The sequence below is a fragment of the Enterococcus sp. 9E7_DIV0242 genome (assembly GCF_002140975.2).
GTDB classification, from domain to species: Bacteria; Bacillota; Bacilli; order Lactobacillales; family Enterococcaceae; genus Enterococcus_L; species Enterococcus_L clewellii.
Window position 1 is genome coordinate 1,187,548 of the sequence record NZ_CP147247.1, and the last position, 25,526, is coordinate 1,213,073.

General features: G+C 39.3%; 25 protein-coding genes. 3 read left to right on the top strand and 22 right to left on the bottom strand.

Features of this window, described 5'->3' with window-relative positions:
• Positions 1-3 precede the first annotated feature (3 nt).
• Positions 4-840 (bottom strand): prolipoprotein diacylglyceryl transferase, encoded by an 837-nt coding sequence (gene lgt / locus A5888_RS05545; RefSeq protein ID WP_086348195.1) that lies wholly within the window; start codon positions 838-840, stop codon positions 4-6.
• 11 nt (positions 841-851) lie between these two features.
• Complete coding sequence (hprK, locus tag A5888_RS05550) at positions 852-1,787, bottom strand: HPr(Ser) kinase/phosphatase (protein ID WP_086348196.1); 936 nt, start codon at positions 1,785-1,787, stop codon at positions 852-854.
• A gap of 221 nt (positions 1,788-2,008) precedes the next feature.
• Here hprK and A5888_RS05555 point away from each other — a divergent pair, with 221 nt between their 5' ends.
• Positions 2,009-2,911 (top strand): excinuclease ABC subunit UvrC, encoded by a 903-nt coding sequence (locus tag A5888_RS05555; RefSeq protein ID WP_170924711.1) that lies wholly within the window; start codon positions 2,009-2,011, stop codon positions 2,909-2,911.
• Between the two features lie 32 nt (positions 2,912-2,943).
• Here A5888_RS05555 and A5888_RS05560 read toward each other — a convergent pair whose 3' ends face one another.
• The 10 genes from A5888_RS05560 to cls form a co-directional block, all read right to left on the bottom strand.
• On the bottom strand, positions 2,944-3,300 hold the full coding sequence (locus A5888_RS05560) for a phage holin family protein (protein WP_086348198.1): 357 nt from the start codon (positions 3,298-3,300) through the stop codon (positions 2,944-2,946).
• Positions 3,300-3,611 carry a PspC domain-containing protein gene (locus tag A5888_RS05565; RefSeq protein WP_086348367.1) on the bottom strand — a complete coding sequence of 104 codons (312 nt, stop codon included), beginning with the start codon at positions 3,609-3,611 and terminating at the stop codon, positions 3,300-3,302. The genes A5888_RS05560 and A5888_RS05565 overlap by 1 nt, the downstream gene beginning before the upstream one ends.
• A gap of 162 nt (positions 3,612-3,773) precedes the next feature.
• Positions 3,774-5,384, bottom strand: a complete 1,611-nt coding sequence (liaX, locus tag A5888_RS05570; protein ID WP_086348199.1) for a daptomycin-sensing surface protein LiaX — start codon at positions 5,382-5,384, stop codon at positions 3,774-3,776.
• Between the two features lie 263 nt (positions 5,385-5,647).
• Positions 5,648-6,319, bottom strand: coding sequence for a phosphate signaling complex protein PhoU (gene phoU, locus A5888_RS05575; RefSeq protein ID WP_086348368.1), 672 nt, complete (start codon positions 6,317-6,319; stop codon positions 5,648-5,650).
• 124 nt (positions 6,320-6,443) lie between these two features.
• On the bottom strand, positions 6,444-7,202 hold the full coding sequence (gene pstB, locus A5888_RS05580) for a phosphate ABC transporter ATP-binding protein PstB (RefSeq protein WP_086348200.1): 759 nt from the start codon (positions 7,200-7,202) through the stop codon (positions 6,444-6,446).
• Between the two features lie 10 nt (positions 7,203-7,212).
• Entirely contained in the window at positions 7,213-8,022 is an 810-nt protein-coding gene (pstB, locus tag A5888_RS05585) for a phosphate ABC transporter ATP-binding protein PstB (RefSeq protein ID WP_086348201.1), read from the bottom strand.
• A 17-nt stretch (positions 8,023-8,039) separates the two neighbouring features.
• Positions 8,040-8,924: a phosphate ABC transporter permease PstA gene (gene pstA, locus A5888_RS05590; RefSeq protein ID WP_086348202.1), complete on the bottom strand. Its 885-nt coding sequence runs from the start codon at positions 8,922-8,924 to the stop codon at positions 8,040-8,042.
• The gene (gene pstC / locus A5888_RS05595) at positions 8,924-9,844 is read right to left on the bottom strand and encodes a phosphate ABC transporter permease subunit PstC (RefSeq protein ID WP_086348203.1); all 921 of its coding nucleotides are present in this window, start codon (positions 9,842-9,844) and stop codon (positions 8,924-8,926) included. Before pstC ends, pstA begins: the two co-directional genes overlap by 1 nt.
• 116 nt (positions 9,845-9,960) lie before the next feature.
• Positions 9,961-10,818 (bottom strand): phosphate ABC transporter substrate-binding protein PstS, encoded by an 858-nt coding sequence (locus A5888_RS05600; protein WP_086348204.1) that lies wholly within the window; start codon positions 10,816-10,818, stop codon positions 9,961-9,963.
• A gap of 160 nt (positions 10,819-10,978) precedes the next feature.
• Complete coding sequence (gene cls, locus A5888_RS05605) at positions 10,979-12,427, bottom strand: cardiolipin synthase (RefSeq protein ID WP_086348205.1); 1,449 nt, start codon at positions 12,425-12,427, stop codon at positions 10,979-10,981.
• 388 nt (positions 12,428-12,815) lie between these two features.
• Here cls and A5888_RS05610 point away from each other — a divergent pair, with 388 nt between their 5' ends.
• Complete coding sequence (locus A5888_RS05610) at positions 12,816-14,102, top strand: ISL3 family transposase (RefSeq protein WP_086348158.1); 1,287 nt, start codon at positions 12,816-12,818, stop codon at positions 14,100-14,102.
• 287 nt (positions 14,103-14,389) lie between these two features.
• Here A5888_RS05610 and ftsX read toward each other — a convergent pair whose 3' ends face one another.
• The 8 genes from ftsX to A5888_RS05650 all read right to left on the bottom strand — a co-directional run bounded on the left by ftsX (position 14,390) and on the right by A5888_RS05650 (position 23,334).
• Positions 14,390-15,274 (bottom strand): permease-like cell division protein FtsX, encoded by an 885-nt coding sequence (gene ftsX / locus A5888_RS05615; RefSeq protein ID WP_086348206.1) that lies wholly within the window; start codon positions 15,272-15,274, stop codon positions 14,390-14,392.
• Entirely contained in the window at positions 15,267-15,953 is a 687-nt protein-coding gene (ftsE, locus tag A5888_RS05620) for a cell division ATP-binding protein FtsE (RefSeq protein ID WP_086348207.1), read from the bottom strand. Before ftsE ends, ftsX begins: the two co-directional genes overlap by 8 nt.
• A 106-nt stretch (positions 15,954-16,059) precedes the next feature.
• Positions 16,060-17,158, bottom strand: a protein-coding gene (prfB, locus tag A5888_RS05625; RefSeq protein ID WP_139843812.1) for a peptide chain release factor 2 whose coding sequence is annotated in 2 segments (ribosomal slippage) — positions 16,060-17,085 and positions 17,087-17,158 — 1,098 coding nt in all. Because the reading frame shifts where the segments join, the coding sequence is not laid out codon by codon here.
• A 205-nt stretch (positions 17,159-17,363) separates the two neighbouring features.
• Positions 17,364-19,892 carry a preprotein translocase subunit SecA gene (gene secA, locus A5888_RS05630; protein ID WP_086348209.1) on the bottom strand — a complete coding sequence of 843 codons (2,529 nt, stop codon included), beginning with the start codon at positions 19,890-19,892 and terminating at the stop codon, positions 17,364-17,366.
• Between the two features lie 366 nt (positions 19,893-20,258).
• Positions 20,259-20,810, bottom strand: coding sequence for a ribosome hibernation-promoting factor, HPF/YfiA family (hpf, locus tag A5888_RS05635; protein ID WP_086348210.1), 552 nt, complete (start codon positions 20,808-20,810; stop codon positions 20,259-20,261).
• A 139-nt stretch (positions 20,811-20,949) separates the two neighbouring features.
• Positions 20,950-21,381, bottom strand: coding sequence for a ComF family protein (locus A5888_RS05640; protein ID WP_249274423.1), 432 nt, complete (start codon positions 21,379-21,381; stop codon positions 20,950-20,952).
• A 220-nt stretch (positions 21,382-21,601) separates the two neighbouring features.
• Positions 21,602-22,948, bottom strand: a complete 1,347-nt coding sequence (locus A5888_RS05645; protein WP_086348212.1) for a DEAD/DEAH box helicase — start codon at positions 22,946-22,948, stop codon at positions 21,602-21,604.
• An 83-nt stretch (positions 22,949-23,031) separates the two neighbouring features.
• Complete coding sequence (locus A5888_RS05650) at positions 23,032-23,334, bottom strand: DUF7662 domain-containing protein (protein ID WP_086348213.1); 303 nt, start codon at positions 23,332-23,334, stop codon at positions 23,032-23,034.
• A gap of 147 nt (positions 23,335-23,481) precedes the next feature.
• Between A5888_RS05650 and A5888_RS05655 the strand changes: the two genes are divergently transcribed.
• Positions 23,482-24,132 carry a YigZ family protein gene (locus A5888_RS05655; RefSeq protein WP_086348214.1) on the top strand — a complete coding sequence of 217 codons (651 nt, stop codon included), beginning with the start codon at positions 23,482-23,484 and terminating at the stop codon, positions 24,130-24,132.
• 25 nt (positions 24,133-24,157) lie between these two features.
• On the opposite strand, the gene A5888_RS05660 is transcribed toward A5888_RS05655, so the two are convergent.
• Entirely contained in the window at positions 24,158-24,628 is a 471-nt protein-coding gene (locus tag A5888_RS05660) for a GNAT family N-acetyltransferase (RefSeq protein WP_086348215.1), read from the bottom strand.
• A 126-nt stretch (positions 24,629-24,754) separates the two neighbouring features.
• A complete protein-coding gene (locus tag A5888_RS05665) occupies positions 24,755-25,462 on the bottom strand; it encodes a GntR family transcriptional regulator (protein WP_086348216.1) in 708 nt (235 codons plus the stop codon).
• Positions 25,463-25,526: the final 64 nt, after the last annotated feature.

A 25,526-nucleotide genomic window follows, 5' to 3' on the forward strand; every position in this document is an offset into this window, starting at 1 on the left:
CAGCTATGTCGTTTTGTTTCTTTCTACACGCTTTTGATTTCTGTTATAAAAAGCGATTTTTGGATTCTTTCTTCGAATAAACAAAACCACTATCGCACCGAAAAACAGTACAAGCGAGAGTAGTTGTGACACACGAAGTAACCCAAAAATATACAAACTATCTGTTCGCAGGCCTTCAATAAAGAAGCGCCCAAACGAATACCAGATAATATACAATAGAAAGACTTCACCCTCTTTCAGAAAGTTCTCTTTCCTACGAAGAAGGACTAACACAATGAATCCGAGTACGTTCCAAGCCGATTCATATAGAAAAGTTGGTTGTCGGAAAATACCATCGATCTCCATATTGTCAATAATGAAATTGGGCAAATGAAGACTCTCCAGAAAATTCCTAGTTGTATCAGGGCCGTAAGCCTCATGATTCATAAAATTCCCCCAACGGCCGATTGCTTGCGCTAATATGACACTTGGCGCAGCAATGTCCAAAAAGGTCCATGTAGAAATGAAATGATGTCGGGTGAACAACAGTAAGGCGATTCCTCCGCCAATTAGTCCCCCATAAATCGCTAAACCACCATTTCTGGTCAGAAAAATATCAATTGGATTCTCTATATAATCCTGCCATTCAAAAGCAACATAGTACAACCTGGCGCCGATGATTGCACTAGGCAATCCCCAAATCATGAAATCAATAACATCATCTGATTTCAGACCAACACGTACAGCTTCTCTACTACTTAGCCACACAGCTAAAATAATCCCCGAAACAATGATTACTGCATACCAATAGACAGAAATCCCGAACAAACGAAAAGCGATTGGGCTAACTTGAGCCAGCATGACTACTCCACCTACATTCCTGAATTTTCTTCAATTAATTGGGTTAGTCTATTTTCAAATTCCTGTGTTGCGTCGTACCCCATGCTTTTCGCACGAAAGTTCATTGCGGCAACTTCAATAATGATCGCTACATTTCGACCGGTTTTTACTGGAATTCGGATTTGCGGCACATCCACATTTCCGATTTCTACTACCGCATCATCACTGCCTAGACGATCATATTGTTTGTTCTTTGCCCAGGCTTCTAGATAAACAACTAATTGAACTTGCATTGAACCTCTTACGGCACTCGCACCAAAAAGATTCATTACATCTATAATACCTATTCCTCGGATTTCAATCAAATGTTGCAGAATTTTTGGTGGCTCACCTATCAACGTCAGTTCATCCTGTTGATGAACATCTACTCGATCATCAGCGATCAATCGATGCCCTCTTTGAATCAGCTCAAGAGCCGTTTCACTTTTTCCAATTCCACTGTCTCCCTGAATCAGTACGCCCAACCCATAAACATCCACTAGCACTCCGTGAACACTGGTACGGGTAGCCAACTGATCATCAAGAAAACTAGATATCTCCCCTAATAAACGAGAAGTTGAAATTGGCGAACGTAAAATAGCCAGACTTTTTTCCTTCGCTGCCTGGATCATTTCTTCTGGCACATCAAGCCCACGTGAAATAATAAATGCCGGCGTATCATCTGAACACATGCGACGCATGACTAACAGACGTTCTTCCGGGATCATTCGCTCAGCAAATGCAATTTCTTTATTTCCAAACAGTTGTAACCGATCATGAGAATAGTAGCTGAAATAACCAGTCAACTCAAGACCGGGACGCGAAATATCTCCTGTCGTAATTTCTTTATCTAATGCCTCTTCTGTGGCGAACACGGTCTCCAAAGAAAGCTTTTCCACCAACTGACGTATTTTCACTGTTTCTGACATAAAACCTGACTCATTCCTTTCCTGTCTCCGCTTTATTTTATCATTTCAGACAGTAAGTTTCTACACTTATTCCTTTTTCCCTCACAAATATGGCTATCTTGACTATTTTACTGTGCAATGTATACTTATGGTACTTTTATAGAAATCGAGTGTACTATATGATGAACGAAAAACTGAAAATAAAAGCACGGTCTTTGCCTCTATCTCCAGGCGTTTATCTCATGCGAGACAAGACGGGAACGATTCTTTATATAGGGAAAGCAAAAAAACTAAAAGAACGTGTCAGCAGCTACTTTATCAACAACAAAAGCCATTCGTCGAAAACCAAGAGAATGCTTCTGCACCTAGCAACATTTGATACCATTCAAACAGAGACTGAGCTAGATGCCTTGCTTCTCGAATGCCGGTTGATTCAACAACATCGACCCATGTATAATCGCCAAATGAATGCCTTTGAACGCTACAGCTATATGAATATTTCAGTAGAGAAAATGAGGCTTAGCCTGTCTATCACTACCTTGCCTTCGGGGAACTATTCCTTTGGTCCCTACACAGTCTATCGGAAATTGCCGGAAATCAAAGACATACTCGATAAACTTTATGCACTCAAACCAAATGATTTATGGCAACAGCTCTATGCACAGCCAACAGAACCTGAAAATAAAGAAGTCGTATTAGCAGAGCTCCTTCAGGCATTTACAGGTGATTCTGAGCAGCTCGAAAAGCGAATAACCTCTAAGATGCTGGAATTCTCTGAAAATCTGCACTTCATCCAAGCGGCTCAATGGCGGGATGATTTAACCATGGTTCATCTTTTTTTTCAAAAACATTCCCAACTATTGCTTCATCCAATCAGTCAGAAAGAATGGCATGCTTTGTGGCTCCCAAGTGTAGACGGGCAGAAATGTTACCTAATTTACCAAGGTCTTGTTGTCATAGAAAAAAATTTCCCTGCACTTTTAACGAGAAATAAGCGGACCTTGCATAAGCTTGGAAAAGAACTGATCCCTACTTCTGTCCAAACAATCGATTCTTTTTCTAAAGAACAAATCGATTTTATTAACATTCTTCATGTTTATTTGCAACGAACAACAGATTATCACCTGTTTTCTATAAAAAAATAGATAGGCAGACCGGCTAAATACCGGCTGTCTATCTATTCTTCTTTGTTCAAATTGTGTTCACTAACTACTGCATTCACAAGGGACATGATGACAGCCATCAGAATCGCTGCCCCAAAGCCGGAAAAACCAAAATTCATCTCTCCCACAAAGAAGGAGGTCATCTTCAAAATCATCGCATTCACTACAAAGCTGAACAAACCAAATGTTATCAGAGTAAATGGTAATGATAAAAGGGTCAATATTGGCTTCACAAGCATGTTCAGTACAGATAAAACGAACGCTGCGACAATAGCTATCCCCAAACTTTTTACATGAATCATATCTGGGAAAATCACTGCCAGAGAAACGAACGTCAGAGTGTTAACGACCAGACGTTGAAAGTAGGTCATTAAAAGTCACTCCAGTCTTCGTCGTCAACTTTTTCTGCTTGTTTTCGCTGTGCTTTATACGGGTTCTCATTTCTAGTATTTTGATTGTAATTGTCATATGGGTTGTGGTTTCTTCTGTTCTTTCGGCCAGAAGGCATTACGATAGCCAAAATGATGTATACCAAGAAGCCAGGGAACGCAGCTGAGAAGAAGCTGATGATCACAAACAATACACGAACGATTGTAGGATCGATACCAAGCCATTCTGCAATACCAGCTAATGAACCAGTCAGTACTATGTTATCAGGAGATTTAGCCAATCTTTTTTTCATGTTAATTTCACCTCTTACTCTAAGTAGTTTTTTCATTTGATTAAAGAATACAGCTCTTTCAGAAATAGAATGGATGTTCTTAAAATTGTGATAAACCATTTTCAGATTATCCATTCTATTTCTTGGAGCTATCCACCTTTAGCGAGATCTCGTTCTACACACTTATTTGTCTGTGTCTTTCAAATAAATGTTTCCTGTTGTTGTAGATGCATTGATCTGCGCCATTTTTTCATCATTCACGCGTCGGAATTGAAGCAATTGATTGGTCCGATCTTTCTTCTCACGAATCACTTCGTAATCTGACAAGCGACTATTGATACTTCCTAAGCTTGTTTTAACAGTTCCCTCTGCACCAATGGTTTCAGGTAATGCAATTTTCACATTTCCGTTAACAGAGCTTGCTTCGATCTTTCTTAATGTATCTTCTTTCGCAGTGATTCGAACATCACCATTGATTAAAGAGACAGACATATTTTGTGGTGTTGCCAGTACAGTAACCGTACCATTTACAGTTTCGATTACGTTATCAAGAATCTCACCTTTGATAATCTTGATATCTCCATTGACACCTTCGACTTCAAGCATCGTTGCATCAATTGAGTTAAATGTGATTGAGCCGTTCGTTGATTTTGTGTAAACATCTTTCGCTTTCAGCTCTTCAACATTGATATTGCCATTCAATAATTTAACTGATACATGGTCGTACGTACGTGCTGGTAAGTAGAATACCAAATCAGCTCTTACACGCTTGTTAGGGATTTGGAATGAAATAACTTCTTCATCCACATCAATTTGACTTCTTTCAAGGAATGCTTCTAACGGTGTATCTGCATCCATCTTGCCATAAAGCTTGATTTTCCCTTCAACTTTCAAATCTTCTTTGTCCCAAGTTTTGAAAACAATGTTGCCGTTTGCTACTTTTACATCGATCAAGCTTGCTTCAACATCTGGATAATTGAATTCATGATCGAATTTGGTTGTAGCTACACCAGGTACTCGGAAATTGATATCCTTCCATTCCACATTATCATTCACTGTATCACTAATCGTGCTGAATGTTTTCTTCAAGAATGAGCCTAATTGTGAGCCGGCTTCACTCATTTTTTCCCCAACCTGGTTCAAGGTATCTGTTGCTTGATCTTTCCAGTCATCTGGAATATCAAATTTAGAAGTGACATGATCTTTTGTTTCAGACCATTGTTCTTTACGAATATTTTTCAATTCTGCTTCTAATGCAATTTTTTCTTGGTTTTGATCTGCCAAAGCATCTTCCAAGTTTTTCAATTCTTCTTCTAATGTAGCCCGTGTTTCACGCTCTTCTTCTGAAAGCTCACCCAATTCTTCTTTGGTATTAAGTTCCATCAGAGATTCTTGTGTTTCTTTGATTTCTTCTTTGATTCCTACGATTTCAGCATTGATCTCATCTAGCTCAACAGATGTATGATTCGCTTTTGTTGCTAAATCATCCAAAATCTTTTCAAGATTTTTACGATCTGCTTCGGAGCTTTCTTTTGCTTGTTCTTCGAATGAGTCAGCCGCACTTTTTTCTGTATGTACAGTTTTTTCATGTGCTTCCAGCTCGTCTACTAAATCAGCTACCGCATCTTTTTCTTTTGAATCAACAGTTGTCGTTGTTACATCTACTTCATCGGCAGCCTTTTTGATTTGTTTCTCATCTTTTTCAGTTGCCAGATTTTCTAATAGGACCAAGGCTTCCTCCGATGTCAGGATTCCTTTTTTTACTAAATCCAATACTCGTTCTCTTTCTTTCATGGAAATTGCCTCCTTAGCAAATTTTTCACCCTAAGGTGTTTTCCTTACATGTATTATTATGCCTTCTTTTTCGTTTTTTGTCATAGGACTTAAGAATGAATTTTAACTCGTTCTCAAGGACAGCCTCAAAAAAACCAGTGTTTATGCTTTTATCTTATTTAGTATTGCCCATTTCGTCAACTGATGCCTCTTTTATAGCAATAGTAAAAAACAGAAGATAGAAAACCGCTTGTTTTCGGTTTCCTATCTTCTGCTAGTTCTATTTATTCGTTGTGATTTGTGTTCAGCTCAGTGATTTTTCCTGTAGCTAGATAAACGATCCACTCACAAATATTCGTGACATAATCCCCAATGCGTTCCAAATAAGTCGCCACGTGAAGATAATCCGTACCACTAATCACTGTCTCCGGATTCGATTTCATACTTTCAATGGAATTATTATAGATACTATTGAAGTACTCATTCACACGGTCATCCATTTTTGCTATCATTCGCGCATCTTTTTCATCCGTTTTTACATAAGCAATCAATACATTATCAACCATTTTCTTCACATAATCAGACATGTCCGAAATTTCTTTTTCTATTTCAGGGATTCTGGTCTCCCCTTTTAATCGAATCGTTGATTTAGAAATGGACACAGCATGATCAGCCATTCGTTCTAAATCAGAACTGGCTTTTAACACAGTGATAATCATTCGCAAGTCCGTCGTTACTGGCTGCTGCAACGCAATCATCTCAAAACTTTTCTTTTCAAGCGCTACTTCCATATCATTAATTTCTGTATCGCGCTCAATCACTTCATTTGCAATATGCTTGTCGTGATCAATATAGGCACGAACAGATTTATGGACAGCACTACTCACCATCATTCCCATTTCATAAAACTGATTGTGCAGATTTAGTAATTCTTCTTCAAATTGGCTACGCAACATCATATACCTTCCTCCTCAAATCTTTTAAGTATGAAGTTTTTATCTTACTCTCAATCCTTACCTATTGCTCTACTTGCAGTAGCAAGTATCTTTCACAACAATACAAACAGCAAGGATAAAGCGATCAACCGAATTTTCCAGAAATATAATCTTCTGTTTCCTGCTTTTTCGGATTTAAAAAGATTTTCTTCGTATCATTAAATTCTATCAGTTCACCCTGTAAAAAGAAAGCCGTTTTATCAGATATACGTGACGCCTGAGACATATTATGGGTCACCATAATCATTGTATATTGTTCTTTCAGTGTTAACAGCATATTTTCTATTTTTCCACTGGAAATCGGGTCTAAGGCACTAGTTGGTTCATCCAATAAAATAATTTCCGGATCGACAGCTAATACCCGTGCAATACATACACGTTGCTGTTGTCCACCTGAGAGTGATAGCGCACTCTTATGCAGCTTGTCTTTCACATCATCCCAGACTGAAGCAGCCTTCAAACGCGTCTCTACTACTTCGTCCATGACCTGTTTGTCCTTTTCACCCTTCAATCTCAATCCATAAACAACATTTTCATAAATGGAGAACGGGAACGGGTTGGGTTGTTGGAAAACCATGCCGATTTCTTTACGCAGCTCAACAGTATCCGTTTTAGGACCATAGATATCTTTGCCTTTGTACATCACGCTTCCAGTAATCGTCACTCCCGGAATCAAATCGTTCATTCGATTCAGTGAACGAAGATAGGTGGATTTCCCACAGCCGGATGGTCCGATCATTGCAGTGATTTCTCCTTGATTGATTGAAAGATCGATCCCTTTCAACGCTTCTTTCTTTCCATAATATAAATGCAGATCTTTTGATGAAATAATCTCTTTTGCCATCATTTTCCTCCTAACCAAAATGCCCGGAAACATAATCTTCTGTCGCCTGTATTTTTGGTCGTGTAAAGATTTTACGTGTTTCGTCATATTCAATCACTTTTCCTAAATAGAAAAATGCAGTATGGTCACTGATACGCGCTGCTTGTTGCATGTTATGCGTTACAATAATGATCGTGTAATCATCCTTCAAGCTGACCAATGTTTCTTCCACCTTACCGGTTGAAATTGGGTCTAACGCGCTGGCTGGTTCATCCAAAAGCAAGATATCCGGCTTCATCGCAATCGCTCGAGCTATACATAGCCTTTGCTGCTGTCCCCCAGAAAGAGCCAATGCACTTTTAGACAGATTGTCTTTCACCTGGTCCCATAAAGCAGCTTGCTTCAAGCTAGTTTCTACAATTTCATCCAGTTTGTTCTTATCTTTTTCTCCATGCTGCTTCAACGCAAAGGTGATATTCTCATAAATGGATTTACTGAACGGATTTGGCCGTTGAAACACCATGCCGATACGCTTGCGCATTTCATAAACATCGACCTGCTTGCTGTTTACATCTACACCCTTGTACATGATTTTACCGGTTATTTTTGTGTTAGCTATGCTATCGTTCATTCGGTTCAATGAACGAAGATACGTTGACTTTCCACAACCAGATGGTCCAATCAAAGCAGTGATCTTGCTTTTTTCAAATTGCAAATCAACGCCCTTTATTGCTTCATTGTCCCCATACCAGACATGCAGATCTTCAGTATGAAGAGCAACAGGTGTCTTTTCAGGATCCAATTGTATAATATTTGTATCATTCAAATTATATTCTTTCATAATGTTTACCCCTAACGTTAGGCTGATGTCAATCGCTTATGCAGACGGTTACCAATGAAACGGGCACCGAAGTTGAATAGAAGAACCACAATGATCAGAACAGCAGAAGCACCTGCTGACACTGCCGGTCCATCCGGCATCGTTCCTTCTGTATTCACTTTCCAAATATGAACTGCCAAGGTTTCCGCCTGTCTGAAAATACTGATTGGACTGGATACGCTCAATGGATTCCAGTTGCTAAAGTCTAAAGCTGGTGCGCTTTGGCCTGCTGTGTAAATCAGGGCAGCCGCTTCACCAAAAATACGCCCGGAACTTAAGATGACTCCTGTCAAAATACCAGGCATCGCTTCAGGTATGATTACCTTTTTAACGGTTTCCCATCGAGACAGTCCTAATGCCAGTCCAGCCTCACGTTGTGTAAAATGAACCGCTTTTAACGATTCCTCTACATTTCTTGTCAACAATGGCAGATTGAAAAAAGTCAGTGCCAATGCGCCGGAAATGATTGAAAAGCCATATCCGATTTGTACAACAAAAATCAGAAATCCGAACAAACCAACGACAACAGAAGGTAGGGAACTCAGGATTTCAATGGATGTACGAATCACATCAGTCAACCAATTTTTCTTCGCATATTCAGATAAATAAATCCCTGCACCTAGAGAAATAGGTAAGCTGATAAGCATAGTGATGAACAACAAATAGATAGAGTTAAATAATTGAATTCCGATACCACCACCTGCTTGATAGGCTTTCGATGGCTTCGTCAGAAAATCCCAAGAGATATGAGGAATACCTCGAAGTAAAATATATCCTAACAAGGCAGCTAAAATTAAAACAATAATACCCGATACTCCATAGAGTACGCTCGTAGCTACCTTATCCGCTTTTTTCGCATTCATTATTTCAGCGCCCCTCTCTTGCCTATAATTCGAATAACAACATTAAACAGCAATGACATCAATAGCAAAATCAACGCCAGAGACCACAATACATTATTTTCTACCGTGCCCATGATTGTATTCCCGATTCCCATTGTCAAAATACTTGTCAATGTAGATGCTGGTGTTGTCATTCCTGTTGGCATTACAGCTGCATTTCCGATAACCATTTGAATAGCCAACGCTTCACCAAAGGCTCTTGCCATACCGAATACTACTGCTGTCAGAATCCCGGGAACGGCAGCTCTGAGAACAACCTTGTAGATTGTCTGCCAACGAGTCGCACCTAGAGCCAGCGACGCTTCTCTGTAATGACGTGGGACAGATTTTAGCGCATCCACCGTCATCGTTGTAACCGTTGGAAGAATCATGACAAAAAGTACGAATGTCCCCGCCAAGATACCAAAACCTGTTCCTCCAAAAATCGAACGAACGAAAGGTACGATGACTGTCAAACCAATAAAACCGTATACTACGGAAGGAATCCCTACTAACAACTCAATTACTGGTTGCAGAATTTTTGATCCTTTTTTAGGAGAGATTTCAGTCATAAAGACCGCCGCTCCAATAGCGAAAGGTGTTGCAACGATTGCAGATAGAAATGTAACAATAAATGATCCGGCAATCATCGGAAGCGCTCCTACTAATGGTTTGCCATTTGATCCTGCTTCACTTGGATTCCAATCCGTCCCAAACAGAAAATCAAAAACATTTATCTTATCTACAAAAAATGTGGCCAAGCCTTTGCTGGCTACAAAGTAGAAAATGGAAAGGACAACCAGAACGATGAGAGCGATACAGACAAAGCTGATCAATTTCCCTCTTTGTTCCATTTTTGCCCGTTTAGATTTTGTCAGTAATTGTTTTTGCACATCTTCCAAAAAAAACTCCTCCTTGAGCAATAGTTCAGATAGGTTTAAGTCTACGCGTTAAATTTCAATTTGCGTTTAATAACATGTAAATGTTGAGTTAAGTTTGTAAATTTTGTGTAAAGGCGTTACTGATTGATAAGATTTCCTTCCCAATCCCGCTCTACCTTCATATTTGATACAGGAATATAACCAAGTTGCTCAATAATTTCTCCTTGTACTTGGTCAGAAAGCATAAACGCCAAAAAGTCTTTTGTCAGCTCTTTGGGTTCCCCTAAGGTATACATATGTTCATAAGACCAAACTTTCCAATCATTCGTTGTTACGTTCTCATCTGTAGGTTCTACACCATCTATTTTCAAGGTGGCTACATCTTTACTTACATAGGAAAATGCTGTGTAGCTAATAGCTCCCGGTGTATCTGATACAATTGAGCGGACCATCCCGCTAGAATCTTGTTCCTGTGCACGAATAGCCGTTTTTCCATCCAGTACCCATTTTTCAAAGGTCGCACGTGTTCCACTTCCGGAAGCGCGATTCAATATGACGATCTTAATATCCTTACCGCCTACTTCGCTCCAGTTCGTAATTTCACCAAGAAAAATCTTTCTTAAATTTTCTAACGAAATATCTGTCACACCCACGCCTTTGTTTACAATTGGGGTGATCCCAGCTACTGCAACTTTATGATCGACCAGTTTATCTGCGTTGATTCCGCTCTTCTCCTCAGCAAATAAATCAGAATTGCCAATCTCCACGGCACCAGTTTGAACCTGGCTCAATCCTGTTCCACTTCCGCCTCCCTGAACATTGACGAATTTCCCAGGATACTTACTTTGATACGCTTCACTTGCAGTTTCAACTAACGGCTGCAAGGCAGAAGAACCGACAGCTGTGATCGATTCACCTCGGTCTATCCAGCTAGCACAGCCAGATAACATCAACACACTGACAAAACTAAAAAGAATGAATAATTTCGTTTTCATTTTCTCCACAATCCTCCAAATCATTTGAATCAAATTCATTTTAACATTAAGCCTTGTGCTTGAGAATCAAATTACCTCAACTTTTCCGCCGATGCTGCGTTTGACTGTATAAAATAACAAAGAAACGGAAATTCAATTACGAATTTCCGTTTCTGGGACTTTATAATAATGGCGATATCAAACGTGCCAAACCTTCTTTCAGCTTAATCCAAAAGCCTCTGGCATCGTATTTTTCCTGTGTAAGCAAGTGAGATACTTGAGAATCTTCATAAAAAGAATCTCTGACTTTTTCAGAAAACTCTTCATCGTAAATGATCGTATTAACTTCAAAATCGAGCCTGAAGGAACGAACATCGATGTTTGCTGAACCTACAGAAACAATACCACCGTCAACAATCATTGTTTTCGCGTGAATAAAACCATTTTCATAGGTTTCAATAATTGCTCCATACTCTAAAAGCTCTGCTGCAAAGGAGTATGTCGCCCAATAAACGAGCATATGATCCGGTTTATTGGGAATCTGAATCCGTACTTTTACACCAGACAGCAACGCCAGCTTGATTGCTTCATGGATAGATTCATCCGGAATGTAGTAGGGCGTTTGAATCAATATCTCCTTTTTAGCAATTGAAATCATCTTCAAATAAGCCATTTTAATCTGCTCATGTTCAGAATCTGGACCACTTGTCACAACCTGAACGGCTTTTTTACCAACCGATGTGATTGGCGGAAAATAGGCTTCTGTATAGCTCAGCTCTTCTGTATGCTGGGAATTCCAATCCATCAAGAACCTATTTTGCAAGCTATATACTGCATCACCACAAATACGCAGATGATTATCTCTCCAATAGCCGAATTTCTTCACGATTCCTAAATACTCATCCCCGACATTAAACCCACCGGTATAGCCAATAATACCATCAATCACAACAATTTTTCTATGATTGCGGTAATTGATTCGCGGATTTAAATAGGGAACAAACAACGGGAAGAAAAATGCTACTTCACCGCTTGCGGCCGTCAATTCCTCAAAAAACTTCATATTCACTTGGGTTGAGCCCCACGCATCAAGCAGTAAACGAACCTTGACTCCACGCTTCGCGGCAGCAACTAATTCAGCACGTAGCTCCTTGCCTAACGCATCACCTCGGTAGATGTAGTACTCCATATGCACATGGTCTTTTGCATTTCTAATATCTTGAATTAAGGCATCAAACTTTTCTCGACCATCCGTGTAAAGAACGACATCATTGTTCGTTGTATACATAGAGCTTTCAAACATCGTCAACATATAAATCAGTTGTTTGGGTTCGACCTCACCTGTTGGAGGATGCGGAAATAGGCCCCGCTGCAACGCTTTTTTCTCATTTTCTATCTCGGCGTTCATCCCGATTTTAGCCTGCATCTTCATATCAAAAATCTTATCTTTCGAAATTCCTCTACCTAAGAAGAAATAGAGAAAGAAGCCAACAATTGGAACAAATAATAGCACAAGTAACCACGCCCATGTTTGCGCCGTCTGTTTTCGCTCACGAAAAACAATGATTGCTGACAACAGGATATTGGCTATATAAATAATAACGAAAAAATTATCAATAAAAAAACTCATCTCTCCACCTCAACCTCACACTTTTCCATAATAGTAAGAATAGCGAACTTATTCAAAGAAGTAAAGGAAAAAGAGAATACCAAAAAGTAGAATCAGTTTATACGTCTCCAAATAACCGCACTATCAACGAGAAAAAGATACTCAGTTACTATCTAAATTCTCAATTTTTTGCAATAATTTAAAATAGCTATCTTACACACTCAAATAAAAAAAGAGTGCAGGAATCCCCACACTCATTTGTTTTGGTTCTACAATATATTGTGTTGGTGGAAATTCCTAAAGGAAAACTCACCAGCATTTTTTTGAGTGTTCAAACACAAAAAAGGAACAACAAACTGATAAAATGAAATCGACAAAAACCACAAATCATCAGAAAGGTTGTTCCTCTATGGATAAGAATACCAGATTATTGCTTGGACTAACAGATAAACATCTCTCCTTTGGAGAGGATTGGCTTGAATACAGTCATTCAAAAGGTGTTAAGGCTCAGGTCATCAAAGCAACACTTACGTATATACCTACACATTGTAGAAACTGTGGCATTAAAAATCAAGGACAGATCATCAAAAACGGTTACCATCGGACATATACTCAATTACCTGTTTTTAATGGTCGCTTGACATTATTGGAGCTGAAACGTTCACGCTTTCGTTGTCATGAGTGTCACGCTACTTTTCATGCTCAAACAGAGTTAGTTGAAGAGCATCATCATTTATCGAAGCAGCTCTGTCTCCAAATCATGCTTGATTTAAAGAAAAATGTTTCTAGGAAAGAGATTGCCCAAAAACATTTCGTTTCAGACGTGACGGTTCTTCGCTTAATGGAAGAGCTAGCTACTTCTTATTCTCCAAACTGGCGATTTCTTCCAAAAATTTTATGTATTGATGAATTCAAATCAATGAAATCTTGTGAAGGAGCCATGAGTTTTATTTGTGTTAATGGAGAAACCAACAAGATTCTTGAAGTCCTTGAAGACCGACGGTTAACACACTTAACCCGACACTTTATGCGTTACACAAAAGAAGCTCGAGAAAACGTAAAGTACCTGGTCATGGACATGAATGCGAGCTATGATCAATTACTCAAGTCTGTGTTTCCAAATGCCCAACTCGTCACTGACCGATTCCACATTGTCCAACAGATGAATCGAGCGTTAAATCAACTGCGGATAAAGACAATGAATGCCTTTCGGCATTCCTCACCGCTAGAACAGAAGCAATATCGTCGACTCAAACGGTATTGGAAGTTACTCTTAAAAGATTCCTCTGAGCTTGATAGTCAACATCGTCCCTATCATTCACTGTTCAAACGTCCATTAACTCAAACAGATATTGTCGATGAATTACTCAGCTATGATTCAACCTTGCGCATTGCTTACGATACTGTTCAGTTTCTCAAATATGCCTTTACTCATCGAGACGCCAAGCGTTTCTTTGAAGAACTTGATACACTAGATCCCCGACTGCCTTTCTGGTTCAAAAAGAAATTGAGATTCTTCAAGAAGCACAGACAAGGAATTACCAATGCTTTCAGTTTTTCTTTTTCTAATGGCATTACAGAAGGGTTGAACAACAAGATTAAGGTAATCAAACGAGTGGCTTATGGCTACCGCAATTTCTATCATTTTCGTTCACGTATTTACATTGTTCAAGGTCTTGTTTTTTCTCAAGATTAAAAGGGGGCTCACAACCAATATCTCTGCAGCTATAAAGGTAAATCGGGAATTAGTAGCTGTTATCCAAGTACATGTACAGCTACTTTGACTCGATTTAGGAATGGAATTGGCGCTTTTTGCCAAGTCGCTTCCGGCCAGCTGCCCAGATAATTGGCAGAAGTCCTCCTATTTCTAAAAAAGAACTTGAAACAAAACCAGAATGTCTCTGATTTTTATTCCAAGTTCTACGATTTTATTCAGTTTTTTGTCCTACCAACACAAATTGACATAGAACCTTTGTTTTCTGCTTATATTTTCAAGAAACGACGCATAGAAATCACAGACCCTACCGATCCAATGACAACTCCAATACCGACCATTAATAAGTTTAATTGCCATAAAAAGTCCTCTGGTCTCAGCATAGAATAGTTTGAACGCAATAACTGCAAATTCAAAATATTGAAGGCGTAATGATATCCAATCGACATTAAGATCATTGGAACAATCGCTCCAAGCAAACCGATCCAAGCTCCTTCAAGGAAGAACGGCCAACGAATATAGCCATTTTTCGCTCCAACAAGTCGCATGATTTGAATCTCTCTTTGTCTGGAAAGAATCGTGATACGAATTGTATTGGAAATCAAGAATACTGCTACAAACAGTAACAAGCCTGCTGCTGCCAGACCCCAAGTTCTAACTGTTTCAGCTAGTTGGAAAATCTTATCGGAAGACAAGCCACCATAATCTGCTTTAAAGACATTCTGCAGCTTTCCTGCTTCTTCTGACATTTTCTTTGTCTGTTCAGGCTCTTTCGCACTTAGATAGTACACATCATATAACGGGTTGCTGTCTCCTTCGAAAAGGTTCCATGCATCACCCATTTGGTCCTGAATTTTTTTTAATTGTTGGTCCTTGTTGGAATACGAGATAGAATCAACATTCTTGATCTCTCTCAATTCACTTTCTAAAGCCTGCATCTCTTCAGCTGTTGTACCGATATCAACAAAAACTGATACCGTTACATTATCAGATATATCCTTTGCCAATTTTGTGGCATTGAAAATAACTGCCATGAAAATACCTACAAGTATAAGTGTGATCGTTACAGCACTTGTTGAAGCTATTGTCATCCAGCCGTTTCGTTTCAAACTTTTTATACTCTCTAATAAATGAGTAAAAAATGTTCTAATCATCGTAGCCGTATTCCCCTTCCGCTTGATCTCGAATGATTCGTCCGTTTTCTATTGCAATTACCCGATGACGAATCGTATTCACGATTGTACTATTATGTGTTGCCATTACAACCGTTGTTCCCTGAGCATTAATCCGATCCAATAGCTTCATGATTTCCCAGGAATTTTCCGGATCAAGGTTTCCCGTTGGTTCATCGGCAATCAGCACTTTCGGCATATTTACAATCGCTCTAGCGATGGACACACGTTGCTGCTCCCCACCAGAAAGCTCACTTGGAAACACCCGTACTTTATGTTTCAAACCGACCAGATCCAACACTTCCATTACGCGCTTTTTGACTTCACGCGGTTTTTTCCCGATTACTTGCATCGCATACGCGACATTCTCATAAACAGTTTTCTTGCTCAATAGTTTGTAATCCTGAAACACGATTCCTATTTCTCTTCGCAGATATGGAACTTCTTTGTTTTTGATTTTGATCAAATCATGTCCTGCGACCCTCAATCGACCTTTTGTCGCTTGCTCTTCACGGTACATCAATTTGATAAATGTGGACTTTCCGGCACCGGAGGGACCTACCACATAGACAAACTCACCTGGTTTTATTTCTATTGAAAGATTTCTAATAGCAGTTGTACCATTAGAGTATTTCTTCATTACATCTTTCATCTCAATCATGATGTTTTCTCTCCATCTCCATAATAAAATCATTGTTTATTATAGCATTAATTTGTTTCAGTCTTCTTTCAAGACTTTACAGTTATATTTCATTTCCGTGAATGGCTCAGATTTTCATTTTTAAGTAAGCATCAATAAAACCATCGATATCGCCATCCATAACTGCTTGCACATTCCCAGTCTCAAAATTTGTACGGTGATCCTTAACCATTGAATAGGGATGAAAAACATAAGAACGAATTTGAGAACCCCAGCCAATTTCTAACTGTTCGCCTCGAATGCTTGCTGCTTCTTGTTCCTTTTTCTCTAATTCCAACTGATAAAGTTTGGCTTTCAGCATGGACATTGCCTGTTCTCTATTTTTTAGCTGTGATCGCTGTGCCTGACTGGCAACGACTGTTCCAGTAGGTATGTGTGTAATCCGAACAGCTGAATCGGTTTTATTGATATGCTGACCACCGGCACCACTGGCACGATAAGTATCAACTTTCAAATCATCCGCGTTGATTTCTACTTCAACTGTATCATCAAGCTCAGGCATAACATCTACCGAACAGAAAGAAGTATGTCGACGCTTCGCAGAATCAAACGGAGAGATTCTGACCAAACGATGCACTCCTTTTTCTGATTTCAAGTAGCCAAACGCATTATACCCTTTTATTTCAAGCGTTACACTCTTTATCCCGGCTTCATCTCCGGATTGATAATCCAATGTCTCCACTTGGAACCCATGGCTTTCTGCCCAACGTGTATACATGCGAAGAAGCATACTGCCCCAGTCCTGCGACTCTGTTCCGCCTGCACCTGGATGAAGTTCAATTATCGCATTGTTTTTATCATACGGTTCATTCAGTAATAGAGATAACTCATAGCTTGAAAGCTTTTCAGAAAGCAGCTTTAAGCGTTCAACTAGTTCCTCTTGAATTTCTGCATCAAATTCTTCTTGCTGCATTTCACTCATTACTTCCAATTCTTCAAGCTCTTCTGAAAATTGATTGAATTGTTGGAACTTCTCTTTGTATACATTGGTCTCATTGATTAGTTTCTGTGCATCTTCTGTATTATCCCAGAAACCTGGTTCAGCCATTCGATGCTCAGCCTCAGCAATATCCTCTTCCAACTGATCTAAGTCAAAGAGACCCCCTAAAACTATTTATTTTTTCATTCATTTCACCTAATGCGTGACGAATTTCTGCATTCTCCATTAATTGAAACATTCCTTTCTTTACTAAGAAGTAGTTGCCCTTGTTCTTTTTCTAATAAAACCCAAGATACATGATGCGCTTCAGAAAATCAATGATAAAACATAAGCTTTATATTTTCTCAAAGCATTGATTTTGAACTGCTAACGAAAGAGCGTGGGATACAAATGAGACCCCACGCTCGTTCTAATCACAAAACGTCTAAATATTAGACATTTTTACCATGACAATTTTTAAATTTCTTACCGCTTCCGCATGGACATGGATCATTACGACCAACCTTGTCTACTTTAACAGGTGTTCTCTTAGCAGAAGTATTGCTTTGTTCCTCTACTGTCTCACCCGGATGGCTTGCTTCGCCTTGAGCTACTTGTTCTCTCTGTACATTCTGACGAATTTCAGATTTCAAGAACAGACGTGTCGCTTCAAATTCGATTGCACCAATCATATCTTCAAACATCTTGTATCCTTCAGTCTGATACTCGACCAATGGATTATTTTGACCGTAAGCACGCAATCCAACTGATTGGCGAAGTTGATCCATAGCATCGATATGGTCGGTCCATTTCGTATCAACCACACGTAGTATAACAACTTTTTGGAACTCAAGCATTTGCTCAGGACCATTCAATTGGCTTGCTTTTGTTTCATAAACATCCTTGGCAGCAGCATATAAATATTCTTTAATCTGCTCAGGTGTTTTACCTTTAATATCGTCAACTGAAATTGCATCTTCGTGAAGGATTGCAGACCCGGCGAAATCAACGATTCCATCCAGATTCCAGTTTTCTTTTTCAAGCTGTGTATGACTGTCCACAACACGACCAATCGTGCGTTTGATCATGTTCATCAATACTTCAGTTAAATCATTTTCTTCCATAATGACTTCTTGACGTTGTGCATAGACTACTTCACGCTGTTCACGCATTACATCGTCATATTGCAAGACATTTTTACGTGTATCGTAGTTATTTCCTTCTACACGTTTCTGTGCAGATTCAACTTGTCTTGACAACATTTTACTTTGAATCACTGCGTCTTCTTCTTCAATCTTCATGCGATCAAGGAAAACTTTGATGCGGTCCGTACCAAAACGTTTCATTAATTCATCTTCTAAAGAAAGATAGAATTGTGATACCCCAGGATCTCCCTGACGACCTGAACGTCCACGCAACTGATTATCAATACGACGAGATTCGTGACGTTCTGTACCAATAACAGCCAACCCGCCAAGCTCTACTACTCCCAGACCGAGCTTGATATCTGTACCACGACCAGCCATATTGGTAGCGATCGTCACAGCACCCTTTTGACCGGCGTTCATGATGATTTCAGCTTCTTTAAAGTGGTTTTTCGCATTCAATACTTCATGCGGCACTTTTTCTTTATTTAATAGATTAGATAACAGTTCAGAAGTTTCAACAGCTACTGTACCAACCAATACAGGTTGTCCATTATGGTAGCGCTCTTTGATATCCTGAACAACTGCTCTAAACTTGCTTTCTAATGTTGGATACAACAAATCCGGACGATCGTCACGAACGATTGGACGGTTTGTAGGAATTTGAATAACCTGAATGTTGTATATTTCACGGAACTCTTCTTCTTCTGTTTTCGCTGTCCCTGTCATACCTGACAGTTTTTTATACATACGGAAGTAGTTCTGGAATGTAATTGTTGCCATTGTTTTTGATTCATCTTCGATCTCAACGCCTTCTTTGGCTTCGATCGCCTGATGCAACCCATCAGAATAACGACGACCATCCATGATACGTCCTGTAAATTGATCGACAATCAGTACTTTTCCTTCTTGCACTACATAATCAATGTCACGAAGCATGATGTAGTTCGCACGTAAAGCTTGCTCCATGTGATGAGTTAATGCAGTATTTTCGATTTCATACAGGTTTTCCAAGCCAAATGCTTCTTCGGCTTTTTCCATACCCGCTTCAGTCAAATTGATTGTTTTCGATTGAACATCGATTTTATAATCTTCTTCTTCTTTTAATCTCTTAACTAAGTTATCTGTACGAGTATACAAAGCCGTTGATTTCTCAGCTTGGCCGGAAATAATCAATGGTGTACGTGCTTCATCGATCAAGATAGAATCCACTTCATCGACGATCGCGTAGTTAAGCGGACGTTGAACCATTTGATTTCTATACACAACCATATTATCTCTCAGATAATCAAACCCAAGTTCGTTATTCGTGCTGTATGTAATATCTGAATTATACGCTGCACGTTTTTCTTCCGGTGTTTTTGAGTTGATGTTCAGGCCAACGCTTAGTCCAAGGAAATTGTACAAATCACCCATTTCACTTGAGTCACGTGTTGCCAAATATTCATTAACTGTTACTACGTGGACACCTTCACCAGAAAGAGCATTCAGGTAAACCGGCATTGTCGCTGTTAAGGTTTTCCCTTCACCTGTTCTCATTTCAGGGATATTACCATCATGAAGAACGATACCACCCATTAACTGCACGCGGTAAGGATACAAGCCAAGAACCCGTTTTGCACCTTCACGAACGACCGCAAAAGCTTCCGGTAGTAGCTGGTCAAGTGTTTCTCCTTTTTGATAGCGGGCTTTGAACTCGTCTGTTTTTCCTTTAAGTTCTTCGTCGCTTAGCTGTTCCATTGCTGATGCGTAAGTGTCGATCTTATCAGCTATCACTTCAAGCCGCTTCAATTCCTTTTTATCGTTTTCAATCATTTTTCTAAGAAAATTTGCCATTGTTTAAGTGTTCCTTTCAATTAACTCTATTTATTTTTTCGTCGAATTACACAATCATTTTAATACAGAATGTACAATCATCCTTCTTATTTTATCATTACTTCATAAGAAAGGAAATAACTTCTGCTAACAATTACTTAATTTCTTTCTATGTACGTGTAATGAAAACACAGACACGGTTGTCCATTTCCATTACATTTCAATTTATAGTCGAACAAAAGGCAGAACAGAAGCTACTCACTTGGAAGCAGTTAGAAATTTATCGAAAACCACTAGTGTCGTTTTCGTAAATCTCTTTCTATTTCGCAAAGCTGAGTCCTTCTGTTCCGACCTCGACTATTATTCATTCTGAATTATCGGATTGATCTAGTCTGTTTCGATCAAACCGTATTTGCCATCTTTACGGCGATAAACAATACTTGTTCCATTTGTTTCAGAATCTTCGAAAATGAAGAAGTTATGACCAAGCATGTTCATCTGTAAAACTGCTTCTTCACTATCCATTGGTTTCAGTGAAAGGCGTTTTGTACGTACGATATCTAGTTCAGAAGTTTCTTCTGCTGTATCATCTTCTGTAAAGAAAGATACAGCTTTCACAGAACCAGTACCTGTTTCACGTGATTTACGATTGATTTTTGTTTTGAATTTACGGATTTGACGTTCTAATTTGTCGACTACCAAATCAACACTTGCATAAAGATCAGGAGAAGTTTCTTCTGCTCTCAATACCAAGTATGGAAGAGGAATAGTCACTTCAACCTTCGCTGTTTTTTCAGTATATACTTTCAAATTCACGTAAACTGTCGCTTCCGGTGAATCACTGAAATATCTTTCCAGTTTCTTAACCTTTTTCTCTACGTAATCACGAATTGCCTCTGTTACTTCAATATTTTCTCCGCGTACATTATATCTAAACATAACAATTGCCCCTTTCATCTACCACTAAAGAAAGAATAAGAGGACCACTCTCTTACTCTCTCTTCTTAACTCTATTATAGCTAACAATTATCTATTTGCCAACAATATTGACAATCAAATTTTACTATATTTATTCAAATTAGCGAGCTAAAGAAAATGTTTTCAGTGTTTTGACAGGAATCTTCAATAAAATTTCCGACGCAAAAAAAAGAGTTCTTCCTGTCGTATATATATCATCGACCAGCAGTACCTTACGATTCGCTAAAATTTGCTTATTCATTGGACAAAGTTCGAACGGCTGATTTCCAGATAAACGTTCTTGTCGCGTCTTCTTTGATTGCGGCTGATCGTGTCCAGTCCGCTTTAGACAATTCGTATAAGAAATACCTGCGCCATTCAGTAACCCTTCCACTTGATTGAAGCCTCGTTCTGCCAAGCGGCGTTCCGATAGTGGGATAGGAACGATTATAGTGTCCTTTTCCTTTTGAAGGTGCTTTGCCAAATGCTGCGAAAAACTATGACGCAACAGATAATTTCCTTTAAACTTATATTCTTCAAACCATTGTTTCATTTCTTCATCATAATGAAACAGCGCGCTGTGTTGAAAGGAGTAATCAGGGTATTTTTTCTGCCAGAGAAGGCAATCATTGCAAAAAGCCACCTTACATTCTCGGCTGCAGCCTCTGCATAAAAAGCGTTCATCCAAAAGACAGAACTTCTTTTGACAGCTTGGACATAATTCACAAGAAATGATTGGTTTAAAGGATAAGAGCTCACGAATAGAAAGTATTCTACTTATTTTCTGATTGCAATACACGCAGTTCATCAACCAATCCCCTTTCTTCAGCGAGTCGATTCATTTTTTTGATCTGACTTACTGCCTGCTTGATTTGATCCGTTTTTCCATCATGAAGGAACCAGACTTCCCCATTTGTATATTGATTTTTCCTATCGACTCTTCCCGCAATTTGTACCAACACAGATTCTGAAAACACCGAATGCTCTGCTCCGATAACAATGACCGATATTCGATCAAATGTTACACCACGCTCTAAAATAGTCGTCGTTAAAAAGAGGCGGAATTTTTTTTCTCGCATCTGCATCACTTTTTCAGTACGTTCTTCATCTTTTGAATGAACAGAAGCAACTGGAATGTCAGACAACTGAGTTGTAAGCAATTCATAAAAATTGTTCAATACAGCAATGCTCGGACAAAATAACAAGACATCATTTTTCTTCATCAATGTATGAATACATCGGACAAGTGGTTTAGGCAGCTTTTTCTGTTCTAACTTTTTGCGCCAATAAAAGCATCCCTTTAGCTTAGGGACTGGTAATTTTCTACGATGATATCTCGCTGGAAGAACTGTCAGCCCCAATTGTCCGGTCTTTACTTGCTGAAGTAGTTGCTTGGTTGGTGTTGCAGTCAGATAGATCAAGGCCGCAGATGTTTTCACGGCATGCTCAGCCGCATACTGCAAAAATGGCTCATTCACATAAGGAAAGGCATCTACTTCATCAATAATCAGCACATCAAACGCTTGATAGAAGCGCAACAGCTGATGGGTCGTGCATAACACAAACTTGGTATATCGGTAAGTTTCTTCGGAATCGCCATACAAAAGCGATAGCTCTTCTTCAGGAAAAACTGCCTTAAGACGAGGATATAACTCCAAACAAACATCTACTCTAGGTGATGCAAAGCCAACACGTTCCCCTCTACTTAATGATGTGTAAATCGTTTCAAAAAGCATCTCCGTTTTTCCGGCACCGGTCACTGCCCAGATCATCCCTTTCTTTTTCTCTGCAGCAACTGATCGAAGCCAATCCGAAGCATTTTGCTGTCCAGCTGTCAGGGTTCCCCTCCAGCCAAACAACACACGCCGTCTAGTAGCCCTCATCTCTGGTACATGATAGAAGTATTCTTCAGTATCCACTCGCCCCAATTGAATACATGCTGGACAAAAATAACGATTTCCACCTAAATTTGCCTCATCCAATGAATGAACACTACCACACCTTTTACAGCAAACTGTCTCTGCTTCTATTTTCATTGCCGGAAATCGAATAGCTGTTGAAAAATCGATCCCCTCCGGCACTTCCTTTCGCATGACTTTTCTACCTGTTAATTCGTTCATTTGATCTCCCATAACTATTATTCGCAAAAATAACGAAAATCACAAAAAAAGAATCAACACAAGGCTGATTCTTTCGTCTGTTTTTATAGAAGAGACTCTTTGAAAAGTCCATTTGATTTCAATAGCTTGTTAAATACGATAAACTCTTTTTCTAAATTTACCTGTACCACTTGATAGCCTGCATTTAGCCAACCATATGCGCCCTTCTCGGGATGCTTGTAATCATTTGCCCACCAATCTGTATCGGTTCTAGCAGTTACGGGCAATCCGGAGTAAGGAAACAATAATTCGTCAAACTGGGTAAAAGTTAACGTTACTTGAGAACCGCCATTTTCCCTTAAATAGTGGGTCACATGATTGTATTTTTTCGAGCGTTCCTTTACCATTGAATCCCCTCCTTGTTTATTACCATTATCTCATAAACCAGCGAACTTTCAACTGTCGTGCCAAGAACTTTTTAAGGTTTCAAGTTGCTTAACAGATTCTTTTTTCCTATACTGGTAGTAATGAAGATAAAAGAAAAGGAAGAGACGATGATCGATCATTATTTTACTATTTCTCAAGATGGACAGCATGAAATCGAAATCAAAAAATCGAGATTCATTTGTTTTATGAAGCGAGTCTATACAGAGGAAGAAGCAAAGGCATTTATTGCTGAGACAAAGAAAGCGCATTGGAAGGCCAATCATAACTGCAGTGCATTCATTCTTGGCGACCATAGTGAGATCCAACGAAGCAGCGATGATGGTGAGCCCAGTGGTACAGCTGGTATCCCCATGCTTGAGGTACTGAAAAAACAAGAATTGATTAACATCGTGGCTGTAGTCACTCGTTACTTTGGAGGGACAAAGTTAGGTGCAGGCGGCTTGATTCGTGCATATAGTCATGCGGTATCAGAAGCTATCGAAGCCATTGGACTGGTGGAGGGAAAACTCCAACAAGAAGTAACTTTGATAATTGACTACCCACAGCTTGGAAAGCTTCAAAATTTTTTGGAAGCAAGCCTGTATACAACGAAGGATACGTTATTCACGGAAAAAATCACTGTTATATGTCTGGTTGATGAAGAAAAAGTCGCTCATTTCATTGAGGAGATAACAGAATTATTGAGTGGACAATTTATCTACGAAGAAGGAAGTAGTAGCTACCACGAAATTCCTATAGCGTCAAAAAAGAATCGTTGACCTTAAGCCAACGATTCTTTTTCATCTATTTTTTTAGAACATACAGCTCATTTTCCTCATCGAACCTATAATTATTCGCTAAAAGTACGCCACAGGAAGCCAAATTTTCCGGTTCCGGCTGTACGATTATCCGTTCACAGTCGCTCAACTGCATGATCTGCGCGGTCAAGCAAGCAACAATTTGCTTACCCAGACCTTTGCCCACATATGCCTTTTCACCAATCATATAGTCAATACTATATGTTCCAGTCAGCGGCTGCGTACCATGCCAGTCCTCTCCACTATCTGAAAACAGGTAGTATTGGCAAAAACCAATGGGGGTTCCTTTATGAACAACAATAAGATGATGCAGAAACTGAAATTCCTGATTACGGGTGTTGACCTCTAAAAGCCAGTCTTCCGGATCATGATACCATTTGGCAACATGCGGCTCTTCAAGCCAACCTTCAAACCGTATCAAATCAGCATCCATTAATTTTCTTAATTCCAAAGTCATTTCTTTTCCTCCGATTTTTTGATTTTTCCAACGTAAGAAAAATCAATTCGGCGGGCCTCGAATGCTTAGTGAGTCATCAGATTAGCAAGGATAGCGAATTCTCATGATAACCCCTCCTTCAACAGCTCATTTTTCCAAATAAAATTCAAAGCGGTTGCCCGCATATTGTGTTCGTACATATTCAAAAGGTTTGCCATCCTCAAGATAAGAAATTTGGCGAAGACGTAGAATCGCTTCACCTCTCTTGATTTCAAGATACTCAGATATTTGTTCAGATGCCAACATAGCTGAAATCGTTTGATTGGCTTGCCCAATTTTGTACCCGCCCTTTTCTTCAAGCGTCTTATAAAGAGACTGACTAATCTCTGATTTACTATATTTATCAATAAGAGAATAGGGAATACTCGCTACTTCGAAACAAATTGGGACATTGTCTGCATAACGGATTCGTTCCATGCGTAAAATCGATTCATCTTCAGATAGTTGAAGCTTTTCCAACTCACTGGAGCTAGGATGTGTAATAAAATAAGAAACTGTCTTGCTGGATGGTTTACGATTTTGAGAAACCATGATTTCGGTAAAACTTGTCGTACCAATCATTTTCTCCTGGACCTTCTGTCTTGCAACATAGGTTCCTGACCCAATTTTTCTTTCTAATATTCCTTCATCCGCCAATGTCTGAATTGCTTGACGAAGTGTCATACGGCTAACCTTGAACTGTACAGCTAGCTCTCGTTCAGATGGCAGGCGATCACCAATTGCCCATAAACCCTTTTCAATATCTTCCTTGATTTTGTCATGTATTTGTAAATAAATCGGTAAAGATGATGTCATCTGCTCCCCTCCTCATTTCGTTGTTTCTCTAATTATAACTGGTATATACCTTATTAACAAGTCT

What these genes read in the sequence shown, in the direction of transcription:
- lgt (WP_086348195.1), bottom strand. Translation starts at nt 840, where the DNA reads ATGCTGGCTCAAGTTAGCCCAATCGCTTTTCGTTTGTTCGGGATTTCT.
- hprK (WP_086348196.1), bottom strand. Translation starts at nt 1,787, where the DNA reads ATGTCAGAAACAGTGAAAATACGTCAGTTGGTGGAAAAGCTTTCTTTG.
- A5888_RS05555 (WP_170924711.1), top strand. Translation starts at nt 2,009, where the DNA reads ATGCGAGACAAGACGGGAACGATTCTTTATATAGGGAAAGCAAAAAAA.
- A5888_RS05560 (WP_086348198.1), bottom strand. Translation starts at nt 3,300, where the DNA reads ATGACCTACTTTCAACGTCTGGTCGTTAACACTCTGACGTTCGTTTCT.
- A5888_RS05565 (WP_086348367.1), bottom strand. Translation starts at nt 3,611, where the DNA reads ATGAAAAAAAGATTGGCTAAATCTCCTGATAACATAGTACTGACTGGT.
- liaX (WP_086348199.1), bottom strand. Translation starts at nt 5,384, where the DNA reads ATGAAAGAAAGAGAACGAGTATTGGATTTAGTAAAAAAAGGAATCCTG.
- phoU (WP_086348368.1), bottom strand. Translation starts at nt 6,319, where the DNA reads ATGTTGCGTAGCCAATTTGAAGAAGAATTACTAAATCTGCACAATCAG.
- pstB (WP_086348200.1), bottom strand. Translation starts at nt 7,202, where the DNA reads ATGGCAAAAGAGATTATTTCATCAAAAGATCTGCATTTATATTATGGA.
- pstB (WP_086348201.1), bottom strand. Translation starts at nt 8,022, where the DNA reads ATGAAAGAATATAATTTGAATGATACAAATATTATACAATTGGATCCT.
- pstA (WP_086348202.1), bottom strand. Translation starts at nt 8,924, where the DNA reads ATGAATGCGAAAAAAGCGGATAAGGTAGCTACGAGCGTACTCTATGGA.
- A5888_RS05600 (WP_086348204.1), bottom strand. Translation starts at nt 10,818, where the DNA reads ATGAAAACGAAATTATTCATTCTTTTTAGTTTTGTCAGTGTGTTGATG.
- cls (WP_086348205.1), bottom strand. Translation starts at nt 12,427, where the DNA reads ATGAGTTTTTTTATTGATAATTTTTTCGTTATTATTTATATAGCCAAT.
- A5888_RS05610 (WP_086348158.1), top strand. Translation starts at nt 12,816, where the DNA reads ATGGATAAGAATACCAGATTATTGCTTGGACTAACAGATAAACATCTC.
- ftsX (WP_086348206.1), bottom strand. Translation starts at nt 15,274, where the DNA reads ATGATTAGAACATTTTTTACTCATTTATTAGAGAGTATAAAAAGTTTG.
- ftsE (WP_086348207.1), bottom strand. Translation starts at nt 15,953, where the DNA reads ATGATTGAGATGAAAGATGTAATGAAGAAATACTCTAATGGTACAACT.
- secA (WP_086348209.1), bottom strand. Translation starts at nt 19,892, where the DNA reads ATGGCAAATTTTCTTAGAAAAATGATTGAAAACGATAAAAAGGAATTG.
- hpf (WP_086348210.1), bottom strand. Translation starts at nt 20,810, where the DNA reads ATGTTTAGATATAATGTACGCGGAGAAAATATTGAAGTAACAGAGGCA.
- A5888_RS05640 (WP_249274423.1), bottom strand. Translation starts at nt 21,381, where the DNA reads ATGAAACAATGGTTTGAAGAATATAAGTTTAAAGGAAATTATCTGTTG.
- A5888_RS05645 (WP_086348212.1), bottom strand. Translation starts at nt 22,948, where the DNA reads ATGAACGAATTAACAGGTAGAAAAGTCATGCGAAAGGAAGTGCCGGAG.
- A5888_RS05650 (WP_086348213.1), bottom strand. Translation starts at nt 23,334, where the DNA reads ATGGTAAAGGAACGCTCGAAAAAATACAATCATGTGACCCACTATTTA.
- A5888_RS05655 (WP_086348214.1), top strand. Translation starts at nt 23,482, where the DNA reads ATGATCGATCATTATTTTACTATTTCTCAAGATGGACAGCATGAAATC.
- A5888_RS05660 (WP_086348215.1), bottom strand. Translation starts at nt 24,628, where the DNA reads ATGACTTTGGAATTAAGAAAATTAATGGATGCTGATTTGATACGGTTT.
- A5888_RS05665 (WP_086348216.1), bottom strand. Translation starts at nt 25,462, where the DNA reads ATGACATCATCTTTACCGATTTATTTACAAATACATGACAAAATCAAG.